Annotated in this window: 1 protein-coding gene (running past one end of the window); it reads left to right on the forward strand. The window is 68.3% G+C overall.

The window, feature by feature from the left end:
• Window positions 1-17714: part of a WXG100-like domain-containing protein coding region (locus ON22_RS36515; protein ID WP_043739811.1), annotated on the forward strand (this coding region is incomplete at its 3' end). Its footprint extends 18403 nt past the window's final position; the window shows 17714 of its 36117 annotated nt.

Raw genomic sequence — 17714 nt, forward strand, 5'->3', positions numbered from 1 at the left:
ATGATCGACATCCCGGGTTGGGCGCAGAATCTCGCATGGCTCGCGGGCGTGGAATGGCCCGAGGGCAACGAAGACGAGATGTGGGGCCTGGGGGGAGACTGGCGGGACGCGGGGGGTTCACTCGACGATATCGTCGCCGACATCATCGAGGCCAAACGAGCCTCACTGCACGCCTATCCAGAGGGTGACGGCGTCGAGGAGATGATCAAGGCTTTCGACAGCCTCATCTCCGGTGACGGATCCGATACCGATCAATCCGTGCCGAAGCTGGCCGACAACTTCCGGGCGCTCGGGGATGCGGCGTACAACACCGGCACGGAGATCGAATACACCAAGCTGATGTATCTCTCGTCGCTGGGTCTGCTGGCGGCGGAACTGGCTGCGGCGTTGATCTTCCCGCCCACCGCTCCGGCCGTTCAGGCCGCGGCCATCGCGGTCACCCGGCTCGTGGTGCGCGGCCTGCTGCAGCGGGTCGTCCAGGCGATCCTGCGGTACGCGAGCAACCGGTTCGTCAAATTCCTGCTGCGCCATATGGCAATCGATACCGTTCTCGGCACCCTTCAGGAAGTCGGGATCCAGGGCTGGCAGATCAAAGAGGGACATCGCCCGGATTTCGATCTGGGCCAGATCGCTATCGCCGCAGTGAGCTCCGCCGCCGGTGGCGCCGCCGCCGGGCCGGTGGGTGACGTGATCGGCAACGCACTGTCCCGCGAGGGCGCGGGCGTACTGCGTCAGACCGCGAACGGGATCGTCACCGGCGCCGGTGCCGGACTCGTCGGGGGGCTGGCAGGAACTCTCGCCGCCATACCGACGCAGTTCGCGGTCATCTGGTACCAGACCGGAGATTTCGATACGGCGATGGACCAGACGATGTCGTCGCTGCCGCAGCAGTTCGGACCGCTGGCACTGGTTTCCGGCGCGACCAACGGGGCCCTCACCGGTGGCGGCAAAGGCGGTATGAACGCGTTGGCCGCCAAGAACGGCTGGGGTGTGCACAGCCAGAACTATCGCGACACCTGGGGCGACCGGACCTTCATGGACCGGATGAACGCGGTGGTGGGCGGGCCGGATTCGCGGACCGGTTTCGACCCCGGCACCGGATTACCCGGGGGTGCAGACGGTTCCGGTCCGGGGAGCGATGGTTCGCAGAGCAGCAGTCCGGCGCGGACACCGGGTGGTTCCGACGGTGCCGGGGTCGCGGGCGACTCTGTGAGCAACGGTGGTTCGTCGACGGACGGTAGTTCCTCGCCGAACAACAGCTCTTCGGCCGACGGGAGCTCTACCTCCGACCGCGGTTCGATCAACGACACCGGCGAGCGCAGCAGTCACCCGGCGGGTGTCACCGGCGATTCGTCGAGCGACAGTGGCGGGGACGGCGCGGGACGTGGCGAATCCGATCAGGGTCCGGCGGCATCGGACTCGCCGTCGAACGACAACGGTCGGACGTCGCGCGGCGAGGATTCCGCGGATTCGGGTGCGGCCCCGGAATCGACCGGTGGCGCCGACCGGTCCGAATCCGGTGCCGGTATCGCGGACCGGGCCGGGAGTGAGGAATCCACCGGCCCCGTCGCGGATTCCGGGTCGGATTCGGCGGGCGACCGCTCCGGAGACGCGGATAGCACTGGTGAGCGGCAGGATTCCGGCGCTGATGACGCGCAGCACTCCGGTCGTACGCCCGGCGACGGGGTCACCGGAACCGGGGATCCATCGGTAGGGACCGACCGAGCCGGCGCACCCGGCGCCATTGTCGGCGCCCCGGTAACGGGTCCGGTGGCGGGCGTCGCCGCACCGCAGGCGGCAGGTGTACCCGGAGCTGCGCCCGCCCCGGGGGCCGCTTCCGGTGCCACACCCGGTTCCAGCCCGGCGGCGTCCGGTTCGTCACCCGCCTCGAGCAGTGGTAGCGATTCGCGGGCGCAGCCCGGGGCGCCGGGTGATTCCCGGTCGGCGCCGGGCTCCGGCGAGGCCGGTTCGCGCGCGCGGACTGCCGAGCGTGCCGGAGTCGCTGATCGAGCGGGTTCCGGTGACCGGGCTGGAACAGGTGACCGCAGGCCTTATCCGGGCACGGAAGGTATACGCGCCGGCCGGACCGGTGTCTCCGTCCCCGATTCGGCGGATACTCCGCCGGCCGCTGACCGGCAGGAACCACCGGGCGGCCGGGTCCCGGGCGATATCGGTGACGGCCGGATCGGCCCGGAAGATGTGCTGCCGCTTCCGCTGCCCGCGGGTGATCTCGGCGATCCGGCTTCGCGAGACGTCGGAACGCGCAGTGCACCACGTGATCCGGAGTCCCGTGGCTTGCGTCGCGACATTCGGCCCGGCGAATCCGAGGACAACCCGGGCCGGGAGCCCGCGGACACCGACGATCGTCCGGACCCCGACGACCCGGACGACCTCGCCCCTTCGCCCGACGATTCCGACGACATCCGGACCCGGGACCCGGACGAGCCCGAGGGGGCCTCGGAGCCCCGAAACCGCGGGGAATGTGCGCGTCTCACCTTGGCCCAGCTCCAAGACGAGACCGGCAGCACCCGGATCACGCCCCCGGAGGAGCCGGTCGGGCCGCGCGGTATGAGCCGTTCCGACATCGAGGACGCTCTCGGCGGCAAGCTCTACGACTACCCGGCTCCGGAGGGGGACCTTCCCCGGCATCAGGCGGTGGCCGGCGAATTGCTGCGGCGGGCCGCGCAGATGCCGCCGGAGCTGGTGCTCGCGGGCCACGGACCCCGCGCGTTCGTGATCGACAGCTATGCCGGGCCCGTCGACGAGCACGGCGTGGGATCGCACGCCTATTCGATGCGGGTGGCGGCCGATCCGCTGACCGGTGAATACCGGATCGTGATCTCTGATCCGACGGCGGCGCCGCCGACCCGGGGCTACCCGCCGGATGCTCCGGCGGAGGTCCGGAAGGTGTCCGCGACGATCCTGGACGGGGCCGGCCGGGTGGTACCGCCCTCCGGGAACGATGCACGGGTCCGGCCGTCGGTCGAGGAGTATCTGCGGCACAACCAGGATGACTACCGGGCGAACCGGCAGGGCCGCCGGGAATCCGAGGAGCAGTACACGGCGCGCCGGGAAGCCGAGAACGCCGATCTGCAATCGCTGCTGGAACGGCGGCGCGCGCAGGTCCTGCGGCTGGCGGCGGACGGCTTCGCCGAGAACGGACCAGCCGGCCTCGGCGATATGCTCCGCGATCGCGCCGACGAGGCCGACCGGTTGGCCGAAGAACACCGCACCACCGCCGACAACCATTGGGAGGAGGCGCGGCGCACGCCGAAAACGCGAGTTTCGGACTGGCCCCGCGACGACGAGCGGGCAGCGCCCGATGAGGACGAACCGGCGAACCGGGGTGAGACCGACGATACGGATCGTGGCGAGGACGAGTCCACCGGTCGTGACGAGAGCGAACCGGTGCTTCGTGACGAGGGGGAGTCGTCGCGGCGCGATGAGGACGAGCCGGCAGGCCGTGATCACGATGGGCTCGATGAGGGCGGGCCCGCAGCTCGGGATGAAGATGCGCTTGCCGGCCGAGACGAGGACAGCCAGGCCGCGGGGGACGAGGACGAGGCCCCCATGCCCCAGGGGCAGGACCGGACCCCGGATCGTGCGGGCGAGAATGGGGCCGGGGTCCGCCGGCCGCCGGAATTCGGTGTCGACAACGGCCGGAACCAGCCCGGCGGCGAACCTGCTTCGGGACGGCGGGACGAATCCGGCGGCGAACCGCGTTCCGGCGTGGACGGCGGAGAATCTGTCCACCGTGATTCCGAGGGGCGGTTGCACCATCGCGACGACCCGCCGAATACTTATCGCGACCAAGACTTCCGGTTGCGCGACCAGCACGGATGGGTGCCCGATCCGCTCACCGGCCACGGATACCAGCACCGTGCCCAGCTCGGTGAAGCCACGCCGTACCTCCTCGCCCCCGGACCGGCGGCTCAGCAATTGGCCGAGGTATCGGCAACCCGGCTCGATCAGCAGGCCCGGCGCGACCGGCTGGCCCAGAACCTCGCGCTGCTGGCGGTCGACGCCGGGATCGTCGCGCGCGCCGATCTGACCGATCTCCGGTATCTCACCCCGAACAAGCTCGAAGGGGAGATCGCGCGCGAAGAAGAGGTTGCGCTCTACGACGAGAGCCTGAGCGAGGACGAGCGGCAGGAGCGGCTCGCACTCCTGGACGATTTCCGTTCCCACGCCGGGCAGTACCACGATCTGGTCCGGCAGGAGGTCGCCACCTCGCAGCGGCTCGGAGAACTGGGCGGGCTGGCCTACGCGCTGGACCCGGAACTGCATCCCGATGCTGTCCAGCTGTCGCCGTACGAGGGCGGGAGCAGCGCGAAGAACGTCGTCGACATTGCCGTTCTGGTGCCCGGGACCGACGGCGCGCCGCCGAAACTACTGGTCGTCGAAGCCAAAGGCGTCGGGTCGACGTTGGGGGGATCCAGGGTCTCCGCGGCACAACAGGGATCACCGGAGTATCTGCGCCGGACCCTCGCCATGGACAAGAATCTCGCGACCGTACTCACCGAGAGCCCGGAGCAGATGCGAGCCCGCGGTATCGACCCCGACAGCGCGCCGGGCCGTGCGCTCATCCGCGCTCGCGACGAACTGCTGGCCGCTCATCGTGACGGAACGCTGCAGATCGAATACCACCAGGTGCGGACCGCGGCGAACGGCGATATCACGGTTCGCCACTTCGATCTCACCCGCGACGGTGCGCCGGTTCGCATCGATATGATCGGCGGCGTCGGGAACCTGTATTCCGACGGGGACCTCGATGGTGGCAGGAACCCGGGGGACGATGCCGGTCACGACCGGGGGCGTTCGGCGGACGAGGATCAGCCGCATGGAGTGGCCGGCAACCGGCAGCCGGCGCCGAAGGCCGGTGACCCACCCGCGTCCATCGGTGATACGCAGCCGATTCCGCGAGTGGACGGAACCCGGTCGCCGTCGGCGACCCCCGACGCACCACCGTTGCCGAGTGCTGCCGATACCCGGCCGCTGCCGGTGGTCGGAGATACCCAGCCGTCGCCGCGAACCGATAACCCGCAGCCCGCACCGACCACTGCCGATACCCAGCCGTTGCCGACCGTGGACGGGACCGATCGCCCACCGGATACCGAACTACTGGGCGCACCGGACGACGACGTCTGGTCGACTCTGTCCGCGGCGGAAGTCGGCCGGCGGTTGCAGGACGAACTGCGGGCGATCACCGGTAACCCTCGCTTCGAGGCCCTCGGATTCGACCGTCGGGAACTGCATCCGGAGGTCGTCCGCGAATACGCCAGGGCACTGGTGGATATGTTCACCGAGTATCCGTCGGCTCAGCTCGATTCGGTGCGCTTCCGTGACGGTCTCCCGGAGACGGTTTTCGGCCGCACCTGGTGGGTGCCCGTCGACGGCGTCCGGCGGGCGAGCAGCATCGATTTCAACCCGGCCATGGCACGCGATCCCGCGGAGGTCCGCCGCTTCACCGAGGCGAATGCCGATTCCGGATGGTTCCCGGACGGGGTGCGGCACCGTCCCGCGTATGCGCGGGCGGTGCACGAGTTCGGCCATGTACTCGACGCTGCCGGTGACCACGCCGCGCGCCGTGAGGTCACCGGCCATCTGCTGCGGGAGTTCTACCAGCGCAATCCGGACACCGCGAGCGTCGACGACTATCTGGCGTGGTTGCGCAAAGCGCTCAGCGGCTACAGTTTCCATCCCGCCGGGCATGTGAATCCTGCCGAAGCGCTCGCGGAAGCCTTCCTTGCCGCGACGATGAGCCGGTTCGGCCCGCGGGGAACTCCGCCGCCGGACCCGGCGGGCCCCGTCGGGTTGATCCACAACTTGCTGGTCCGGACTGCGGACGAGAACACACCGGCCCGCTTCGGCACTCCGGAGCATGGCAGGCCCGGTCCGGCCACACGCGGTCTCGGCCCGGTCGAACCCGGCGGTTCGGATGCCGGCCGTGACTCCACCGACGAACCGGGCACACCCGGCGAACCGGATCCCGTGGCCGCTGGAAGTGCCTGGGCGAATGCCGAATACGACAGGTTGATCCAGCAACGGAACAACCAGGCGAGGGAGGCGGAGTTCTGGCGCGGTAAACGCGACGGCCGGGTGCAGGGCTGGATGGATATCGGCAGACCCGACGAGGCGTTCGGCAGCCGGGAGTCGCTGTCTCGCACCTTGGCCGAACTACAGCACCGGGCGACCAGTCGGACCACCGATATCGCGCCCAGCGGCGACGGTGACGGATTCCGGCGGTACAGCGAATCGTTGGCGCCCGACGAACGCGACCGCCGGATGCGTGAACTGCACCGGCTCGAGGCGGCGGCCCGGCAGACCCTGGCCTATCGAGATGCGCTGGGCAGGACCGATCGGGAAATCCAGATCCTGGAGAACAGCGGCGCGGTCGAACGGCGTCCACTGGAAGAAGTGGGCCCGCTACAGGATCGGCTTGCCGTGCGGCGCGCGGACGAGCTGGGCCGGGTGAAACCGCATCGGCATATCCGACAGGAACTGGCCCGGCGATTCGGCCTGGTCGAAGACGGCATCGTGAACGACGATGCCCTGGCACCGCCGCGGCTGGCCGATACGATCGACGGGTTGCGCGCAGCGTTCCCGGACCGAACAGAAGATATCGATGCGCTCGCGGCCGCGGCCCGAGAGGTGAACGAGGCGCATAACCGGATCGGCCGGATCCAGGATGCCATGGCGCAACTGTCCGGTGCCGGGCTCCGCGATATCGAGGCCTCGGGCGGCCGGATGGTGACCGACCGGGTCGGTGTGATCGACGGGGAGGCTCCGCGGACCATCGTCTACGGTCCCCGGGAGCCACTCGGGTATCTGCCCGGGTCCGGGCTGACCGACTACGAGGCCGCGCTCGAGCATGCGTTGCACACCTCGCCCGAGGTAGTGCGGGCAATGATGAATCCGAACGCCACCATCGAATACCGCCGCGTGCATTCGGGCCGGGTCGGGGACTGGCGGGTCGAGCCGGGGCCGGAGGGGCCGCAGGTACAACGGCGGCCGCCCGTGCTGCCCGCGGATCACCCGGCCGCGGACCGGGACACGGTGCGCTGGCGCGGCCGGGACGGCATATGGCGGACGGTCGATCCCAACCGGCTCGACTGGACCTACAACCGGCAGGGCACAACACCGGACGAGGGTGGCTACAAAGATCGGGATCTTCCCGAAGGTGTCAGCGCCTGGGCGGTGGACCGGGTGCAGGCGGCCGTTGTCGACAGTTTCGCGGATGCGGCCCCGGCCAAGCCCGGGGGGCCGCATCCGGAGGGTGTGAACGTCGATCTGCTACCGCATATCGTCGGTGGTCCCAACCCGGTGACCGGTAAAGACATGCCCACCTACGAACTTCCGTTCGCGGATGCGGCGAGCAATGTCATGCGAGTGTTCGTCGAGGTCGCCAAGCTCTCCGGCTGGACCTGGTACGGCGATCCGGATAATCCGACGCGGCTGCGACCGCGCTTCGAGGGGCACCCGTGGTTCCGGTCGTCACCTCCGGACGTGCAGCCGCTCGTCCCGTCGGCCGAACCGCTGCAATCGTCCTACGAGGCCCCGGAGCACCTGGCCGACCGAGACAGGCAACGCCGGGCCGAGTGGGCCCGGGTTCAGAGATGGGCCGACGACCAGTACGCCCGATTCCGCGCCGACGACTCCGATATCGCGCGAATCGCCGACCTGCTGAACAGTCGACGGGAACAGGAGGTCCAGGACAACGCCCGCAATATTCTCGACCGGATTCGTCGAGAAGTACTGCCGCGCACGGAGGTCGACCCGCGCGGTGATATCGACGCGCAACTCGTCGACCTGGGGACTGCGATCGATCGGCTCCACACCGATCTGGGCTATCGCCTCGTCCCCGGCGATCCGGAGGTTCGGCGCATTGTCGTCGAACAGTTGCTCGACCGGCTGGGTGCCGGGCGCAGCACCGACGAAATACTGAATTCGACGCTGCGCCTTCCCCACCCCGATCGACCGGCCGGGAACGATACCGAAGTAGCGGTCCCGTTCACGGATCTGGTGGGTTCGTCGGTGCCGGAGTTGACGCCGGGTGATGTGGGTGCGGTCAAGGATCTCTTGATGCGCCGCGGCGACATCCTGATGGATGATCTCGACTCCGGTGCGGAGATCCGGCGTGGGCTGCCACAGCTACCGCATATCGCCGAAGCCTGGCAGCGGCTGATCGACGGTGCGCCGGACTCCGAGGATCTGCTGCTCATCCGCGACGCGTGGTCGTGGCACCGGATGCTGGACCATCTGAACAACCAAACCGGATACCAGGCGACCTGGGAGGATGTCGTAGCACTGGTATCACGGATGGAAGGCCCGCACTGGGACGACCGGCGACCGCCACTGACCGGTCCCCGGGCCGGGGTGCCTTATGCGCCGCCGCTCCGGGACCCGGTGCTGCCGCCCCGCCGGGATACCGGGGCGCCCGGTACCGGCACTCTGGCGCCCCGGTCGGAGCCAGGTTCCACACGTGAGGGCGCACCGAGGGGCAGGACAATCGACGAGCCGGAGGCCCGGTCGGAGTCCGAACTTCCCGCCGCGCCGCCACAAGCCGTCGGCGAACCGGATGTGCCGGACGCGGGGGGAACTCCATTGCGGCAGGAGTCACCGAGTGAGTTCACCGCGCGGTTGCGGGCGGGGATTTCCGACAGCCGCGCGGATCTGGAGCAGAACCGGGCCGACCATCTGCGCGGATTGGCCGAGGATCTCGAGGCCGCCGGTTCGTTCGACGAGGCCGAGTCCTATCGAGACCGAGCCGTGCAGGCGGAATGGAATGCCGGCCAGCACCGGGCCAACGCCGATATGTGGTGGGATACCGTCGGTGGCCGGCCACCGAGCCCGCCGTCCGGTGACGGTCCCGAACCGGCGGGCGGCCCGCGCCCGGATCGGCCGGGGTCGCAACCCCCCGCGGCGCCGGGAGCCGCCGAGGTTCGGAGCGGGCCGGAACGGTCACGCGATGCGGAGGGTGCGCCGCGGACCGGGGACCGGGATCCGGTCACGCCGGACACGCCCGCGCGGGTCGGTCCCGAAGGTGCACGCCGGACCGACACCTTCCGCCGGGTCGAGGTTCCCGATGGGGCCGACCGGTTGACGGCGCGTCCCGACAACACGGCGCCTGATCCGGACGGTCCGGCCGACAGCGATTCGGACGCCGAGTGGCTGGCCGCCCCGACCGACAGGTGGTCCGGACTCGATCCGGTGGACGTGGGGCGGCAGCTACGCGAGGAGATGCGGGAGCTGACCGGCAATCCCGATTTCGAGGTGTACGGGTTCGGTCTGTCGGAGCTGAATCCGACTGTGGTACAAGAGTTCGCCCGGTCGATCCTCGATTTGCAGCGGCGTTATCCGCAGGTCGATCTGCGCAGTGTCGGGATCGCCGATATCGGTAGCGCGATCGCGTCTGCCAAACCCGTCACCGACCCCGCGACCGGGGAGGTACGGGCCGATTCGATCAGTCTGAACCTGAAGTTCGCGCGTAATCTCGATCGCTTGCTGGAAGCGGTACACACCTGTGCCGAAATGGGGTTCTACAACCCGAACGTGCTCATCCGGCCCGCCTTCGGGGTGATCGCCCACGAGTTCGGTCACGCAGTCGACTACGCGGGCCGCCAAGATGCCCGGTGGGCCGTCGAATACGCACTGCTCCAGTACTACGCACATGAAGTCGGCGGGCCCGCGGCAGAGTTCCAGAACTGGATGCATCGCGAACTGGCCGGGTACAGCTTCCACAAGCAAGACGGCAAACTCTTCGAGGCCGAAGCGATTGCCGAGGCATTCGCGGAGGCCGAGCTGGCCGCGTTGCTCCCGGAACCGGAGCGGCCGGCGCTCTCGCCGCCGCGGCAGATGATCTATGACCTGTTGCTGTCCTACCTCCCTGCCGCAACGGAGAACGGACCCCCGCCACGAGCCGAGAATTCGGATCGGCCCGATCTCCTGGACGATCCCGGTACCGCCACCGACCAGTGGTCCGGCCTCGGGCCCGCGGAGGTGGGTGAGCGTCTGCGTGAGGTACTGCGCGAGGCCACCGGTGATCCGGAATTCTCGGTGTCCGGGTTCGCGAACTCCGGTCTGGGTGTCGATGTGCTGCATGACTATGCGCGGGCGATGGTCGATATGTTCGGCCGTTTCCCGCAAGTGCGGGTCGGGGCGGTCGAGCTGATCGACACCGTCGAACCCGGACCGGGATCCCGGGACGGTCTTCTCGAGGCCGACGGCTATCCCGGGACGGTTGACCGGTACCCCGCTGTTCGCCTCGGATCCGAATTCGCGCGCGGGTCCGAGTGGGGCACGGACCGTGCGGGCGAAGCCGGCACACCGCACGCGGGTATGGGTGAACGCCCCGCGTACGCGGAGGCCGTTCAGGCATTCGGCCGGGCGGTGGACGAGGCGACCGGGCACGAAGCTTCCCGGCTCGTCGACAGTTTGCGAATCAGGCATTTCGTGACCTATGCGGAAAAGGCAGGAGACCGCCTCGCCTACCGCGATTGGGTCGATACCCAGGCCGCCACTCCCGGTTCTCGAGCCGAGAATTATCCCGGTCGGGTGCTGGCGGAAGCGTTCGCCGAGGTCGTACTCCGGGGCCGGGACAATGTCACCGATCAGGCACGGGTGCTCTACGATCTGCTGCTCGCTCAGGACGGTGTCGAACCCAGGCTCCCCGCCGGGGATGAGCTGTCCGACGAACGGCCGGCCGAGTTGGCGTTCGCCCTGATGTTCAGGGCACCACTCGACGGGTGGTCGCGATTGTCCGCGGTCGAGGTCGGCGAGCGGTTGCAGGAGGTGATGCGGCAGCTCACCGGCAACCGCCGGTTCCGGGTGTACGGGTTCTCCGACAAGGTGCAGCCGGAGATCGCCCGGGAATTTGCGCGCGCGATCACCGATATTTCGGCCCAGTTCCCACAGCCGATTCTCAGGGCGGTCCAATTCGCGGACCTGGGAAGAACAGCTTGGGCCGTGGCCTCGTCGGCGGGGGGATTCGGCCGCCGCGGATACTCGACCGCTTCGGTCGCGTTCGGCAACCGCTGGGCGAAGGATCCTGTGGCTTACCTGGTCAGTACGGCGGACGACACCGGGTTCCATTACGGCAGCTCGCGGGATCGCCCCGTCTACACGACGATTCTGCACGAATTCGGGCATGTGCTCGACAACGCCGGTATGCGGCAGGCGAGGCGCACGCTGGACCAGGTGCTGCTGGAGTACTACGCGGCGAACGAGCTCGGCGAGCAGACTGCCGAAGGATATCTGCGCTGGCTGGCCGAAAACCTCAGCGGGTACAGCATTCACAAGGACGGCCGGCTCAACCCGACCGAGGCGCTGGCGGAGGCATTTCAGCATGTGCAGACCGTGGGCCGGGACAATGTCGATGCCGTGGTGGGTTTGATCTACGACACTCTGCTGGCGGCGGTCGAGCGCACCGAGAACCGCGGTGTCGCAGGATTGCTTGCCGACGACTTCCAGGATTTCGGATCGGGTATCCGGGAGCGGTTCCGCAGCGGCCGGTTCGCCGCCGACAGCCACCGGTTACCGGACCGAGAACCGCCGGCCGATCTCCGGGTGCGGTCCGCCGCCGAACTGCGCGATATACCCGGTACCGACGAATGGTCCCGGATGGGCCTGGAAGAAATCGTCGCGACCCTGCGGGATCGGTATCCGTTCCGCGAGATCACCGGATTCACGGACCCGGCCGATCCCGCGGTGCCGCCTCTGGATCTGACGCTGGTGCGGGAGGTTGCGCGCGCCGTCGACCTGATGATGTCGCAGTTTCCGATGCTGGACGTGCACAGTCTGCGGATAGCGCCGACCGACGACGAGGAGCACGCGAGGGGGTTGGCCTCTTACGACTTCGACCCGGACGATATCGATCGATTCGTTACCGGCTCGATCACCTTGAACGAACGGCTGTTACGTAATCCCGGCGAGTTCTACGCATCCCGGCGCCGCTCGGAGAACAGCTTGTTCGCACCGCGTAATTCGGCGCGGCGCCCGGCTTTCGCGACCACCATCCACGAGCTGGGCCACGCCCTGGACTTCGCCGGGAGCATGCGTGCCCGGGGCAGCGTCGAAGACCTGCTGGTCGACTACTACACGGAGCTGACGGGCAGTTTCGATCCCGATCATTTCAGTGTATGGCTGAACCAGCTCAGTGGTTACAGCTTCACCGCGCGTGGTGATCTGAACCAGACCGAGATGCTCGCCGACGCGGTTCTCGATGTGGTCGTCAACGGAGCGGACGCCACCGAGCCCGCCCGCATCGTGTACGGGGCGTTGCTGCGCGCGGCGGTCGACAACTACTACGACACCGTCGATACCGGCGGCCGGGTGCGGCCGGCCGACCTGGGAATCGAACCCGCCGGTCGCGATCGGACAGCGCCCGAGCATCCGGAGCGGCCGGCGGCGGAGCCGTCCGGTGCCGAAACCACTGTGCACAGTGACCGTTCCGATTCGCTCGGGGATCCCGAGCCGGGCCCGGAAGAGCGCGACCACGAACAGCGCGGGGCAGAGCTCGAATCCGTGCGCGCCGGCGAAACGCTCTGGTCCGGACGCCCTGTGGACTCCGGGGCGGCCGAGGTACGAGAGTTGCTGGCGCGCACAGAGAGCGGGCGACGCGCGCTTGCGGTGCTGCTCGACGCCGGGGCGACGATACGGTTCGACTCGAACCCGGAGGATCCGGACCGGCCCGATGATTTCAACGGCCGGACGATGGAAGTGGTGATAGTCACCGCCGGTCGTGACCAGATGGCGCAGGCCGGGGCGATCATCCGGGCGGCGGAGCTGGCGGAAGCGGTACAGGGCGGCCGGATCGAGGTGACACCCACTCGGATCCGGGAGCTCGACCGGGAAGCCTATGTGGCGGCTCGGGTCGCCGCGGAGGCCGAAGCCTTCGCCCGGCAGGCCGAATTCCACCGGGAAATCGCGGAGGCCGGGTACGACGACCCGGGTGGTCTCGGCATCCACATGATCGAGGATCTGCGGCGCCGAGAGGTAGCGCAGGCCTACCAGCGCGTGGTGGAACAGGCGTATCTGGAATCTCGTGACACCGGTGCCGACTCGGAGGCCGGGCATACAGCAGGTGTTCGCGCACTGCTGGACAACCCGCTGTTCGACAACCCGGACGATCCGGCGATCGGTATCGGTGGCCGGTCGGAAGCGGGTGCGGAGTGGGAGGCGTTCCGGAACGTAGCGGTCCCCACGGGAATGCGGGAGTACGTGCCTTCCTCGGCGGAGGTAGCGCGCGATATCGAACGCTCGGTGCGAGATCATGCCGCCGCAACCCGAGCCGAGCAGCGCACCGCCGCGGAGTGGGATCGGGTCGGCGGACGGCTCCGGGAGCGCCTCGGGCTGCGGCCCGGCCAGGAGTCGGGAACCCGGCGTGCGATCTATGACGAACTGGATATGCGCGCCCGGCTCATCGATGACCCCCGGCTCCGGCACGACATCCTCGTACTGGAGGAGCTGACCGACCGGCATACCCGGGCAGTCGCTGATCGTGATCGGCTGTTCGGCGAGATCACCGCGAGGGTGCGGCAAGATCTGGCGGACACGACCGGCTCGGGCAACGAACCGATCCGCGTGCACCGGGATGAATCCGGAGTTCTCTTCGTATTCGACGGCGCTATCCGGCCGGAACCCGTGGGGCCCGCATCGGACGTGGTCACGCGGGATACCGGCGCCGAGCATATGGCCGATACGGGCACGTCGGCGCAGGATCGCAGCACGCTCGACGAACAGGTGGACACAGCGCGTAACGCCGCCGTCGAAGAGTTGCAGAACGTCCCTAGCCGGGGGTTCCTGTGGGATCTGCCCCGCTGGGTGACCGAGACACTGAACCATCACGACATCCGGATCCGGTTGAGCGCAGACCCCGACGTCGCGACGAGTCGTTCGCCGTTCGACAGGGCCCGGCGCGGGCCCGCCGCGGGATACGATCCGATCACGCGCACGGTCGTCCTCGACCCGGCCGATTCCCCCGCCCACCACGCACGCGAGTTGATCGTGGCGGCGCGAACGGCCGAGCTGCTGGCGAAAGTGGATGTGGCGCAGGAACGGATGAACCTGCCCCGGGACGAGTACGTGCACGTGATGCTGGAGCGGCTGGCCGATGCGTACGCATTGTCGTTCCGGCCGCTCGTCGACGCGCAACTGGACACGGTGAAGTCGGAACTGACCGATCCGCTGGCGAAGACCTACACCGACGCGTTCAAGGACGCGCACAAACGAGCCGAGAAGGTGTGCGGCAACCGCCGGGCATTGGGCGGTTCGTACACCTATTTCTACTTGGCCGCCCATCGTGCGGGCTTCCGCGCCGTACTCGATCACCTCGCCACTCAGGGCCCTTTGGTCGACGGTGCCACCGACAGCGAGCGTCTTGCCGCTTCGTGGAACCGTGCCCACGGCATTGCGCCGAGCCTGGCCGCCGACCCGCCCGCGCCGCGGGCCCGGCCCGGCGACAACCCCCGGGATCAGGCCTTGCGGGCACTCAACCTCGCCGAAGAGATCGAAGCGCAGCGAATGCTGCGCGATCTCGGCCGGTTCGTACCCGTCGGTCCCGCCGAGCGCGCCTACACCGCCGCCTATGACAAAGCGCTGGCCAAGGCATTACGTGACAGACGGGCCGATGCGCAGACACCCGAGCGGGTCGCCTATGAAGCCGGCATCGACGCGCTGAAGAACTATCTACGCAGAACCGGGCTCGCCGACGCCGAGATCGCCATGGACGTGGTGCGCTCCGTCCACGACACCGACCGCAGCAAATGGGGCATTCCCAAGTGGGTCGCAGCCGAGCCCAATGCGCCGGAAACCGAAACGGCCGGGCGTACCGGGCAACCCGATGCCGATCTGGCGCGCCGGGCACTCGACCGGATCGTCGCGGAACACCCCGGCGGACGAGAGATCACAGGTCCATCGGAGCGATTGACCGACCGCATCGCACGCTATGCGCCGAGGGCCGACTACGGCCTGCCGTGGTTGCGGGTCGTGGCCCACCCCGGCGAACATCTCGCCGCGCTCACCGATTTGGCGCTGACCCACCCCGAGTATTCCGACGTGCTGTGGGACGGCTCGCACGCATTCGACTATCGAACCGCGAACCTGGGCCCTGACGGTGAGCCGAATTCCGAGCACATTTCGCCCGACGAGGCCGAGGGGCCGTTCCGGCAGCCGACCAATAGCGAATCCGTCGGTCTGATGCTGGACAGCTATCTGCGGTACCGGCAGGCCGGGCAGACCGATCTCGGCTTCAACGACTGGCTGAAGCAATTGGGCCCGGACGCGTTCCACACCAAGGAGGACCAACGCAGTGCCCGGCGTCCGGGCTGGAACCGGGCAGGGACACTGCGCTCCGATTTCGTCCATCGCGGCCACCGCCGTGCGCTGGCCGACGGTATATCGCCGGACGCCTCGCATCCGACGGCCGTGGCGCATCGGATACGGACCCGGAAGATGATTCTGTCCCGTGTCGTGCGGGCGCCCGACCACCATCGGCTCGAGGTCATAACGTTCGGTGCGGGTCATATATCGGTCATGCTGGAACCCGACGGCCGGGGCGGCTGGCGAGTTCCGGCGCCGGTCGGAACCGGTGGTAGCTCGGAAACCCTGGCCCGCTACTTCCAAGGCATGTCCGCGCCGACACCGGAAAGTCTCGGCGAACGTATGGTCGGGGTGCTGAACGATCCCACAGCAGAGTTGAATTCCCGGGGCAAGCCGCGCGGCCGGTTGGGCCGGATCATGGGGCGGCTGTCCCGCTCCGGACCGGACAATGCAGTGAACGACCGCCCGGATCTGCTCGGCCCGGACGACCCGGTACCCGCGAACACCGACCGCGCCGGAGCCATCGGCACAGCGCGGCCGGACAGTGAATATCTCCCCGGCAACCGGCCGGATACGGAACAGTTCGGCGCACCGGACGACGAGTGGTCCGGTCTCGACCCGGTCGATGCCGGCCTCCGCCTGCGCGAGGTGATGCGCGAACTGACCGGTGACGACGCCTTCGAGGTGTACGGATTCGGTCTACCGGACCTGAACCCGGTGGTGGTACAGGAATTCGCGCGGTCGATCGTCGATATGTACACCCGGTATCCGCAGGTCGATCTACGTAGTGCCGGTATCGGACATCTGGGCAACTCGATCGCGGTGAACAAGCCGGTCACCGATCGCACCACCGGCCTGGTCCGGTCCGATTCCATCGCGCTCGACGCGGGGTACGCCGCCGATCCGCAACGATTGCTGCGGAGGTTGCACGAGCGAGTCGATGCCGGGGACTACAACCGCAATGTTCTCATCCGGCCGGCATATGCCGTCGGTGTCCACGAATTCGGTCACGCGGTGGATTACGCGGGCGGCCGGGCCGCGCGGGCCGAGCTCGATGTGGCCTTGGCCCTGTACCACCGCGATGTCGTGGGCGGTTCGGCTGCCGGCCACCCGCGCTGGCTGCGGGAAACGCTGCCCGGATACGGGTTACGGCCCGACGGCTCCTTGAATCAGGCGGAAACACTGGCCGAGGCGTTCAGCGAAGTCGAGGTGAGCCGGATGCTGCCGCCGGACGAGCGGCCGCCGGTGAGTGAACCGCGTCGCCTCGTCTACGAGCTGCTGCTGGATCAGCTCGGCGCTCGGCCACGGCCGGTGGTCGCGCCACCGCCCCGGGAGGACCCGGACCGTCTCGATCCGGACGTTGCGACACCCTCCGATGAACCGGAACCCCCTGCCGGGCCCGGGGGCCCGATCAAGGACGAATGGTCGGAGCTGAGCCTGGCGGAAATCGGCGACAAACTCCGTGCCCATGTGCGCGAGGTGCTCGGGAAACCGGATTTCGAGGTGCACGGTTTCGATTGGGTGCCGGACGATCCCGGCAAACGGCTTCCGATGGACGCCTATCCGCCGATACCGCTGGATGTGGAGCAGGCCCGCCAGTACGCCCGGACGGTCGCCGATCTGTTGACGCGCTATCCGCAGCTCGAGGTGGACAGCGTGTGGATATCCCGGCACACCGCGCAAATGTGGCCGGTCGAATCGTTCCTCAGCACCGACCCCGGCACGGGCGCGCCCGTCCGATCGCTCGTATTGAAATCCGATCCCCTCCGCGGCGGCGGATCGGCACCCGGGGTGCACTGGTACACGTCGATGGCATTCGCGAACGCACTCAATGATGCGACAGGCCGGCTGGCCGAAGGCCTGGTCGAGGAAACCTTGGCCCAGTACTACGCGTACAACCGGCTGGGCGAACAGCATCGGCTCGCCTTCCACCGATGGATGCAGTCGGCTCTCGACGTCTTCGGTAGTTCCAGTGTGCCGGCCAGAGAACGGCGCCCGGACGTGCTCTTGTCCGATGCGTTCGCCGTGGTCGAGGCCCGCGGCCGGGAGCAGGTGGACGAACCTTTTGTGCTGCTGCACGATCTGCTGGGATTGCAGGACGGTGTCGAGGCGCGCGCGCTGGTTCCGGACGCCGATATGCGACTCCTGATCGGTCTGGAACATTCCGGTGAAGTGCTCGGGATTCCGCATCGAGACGACTGGAATGCCCTCGATCCGGGACAGGTGGGCGAGCGGCTGCAAATCGAACTGCGCCGGATACTGGGTAACGACGAGCTGACGGTACGCGGATTCGACAGCGCGGGGTTGCATCCGGATATCGTGCGGGAAATCGCGCGCGGGCTGACCGATATGGCGCGTAAGTACCCGATGGCCGATATTCACCGTGTCGTCTTCGG

The organism is Nocardia carnea NBRC 14403 (assembly GCF_000308515.1).
Classification (GTDB): domain Bacteria; phylum Actinomycetota; class Actinomycetes; order Mycobacteriales; family Mycobacteriaceae; genus Nocardia; species Nocardia carnea.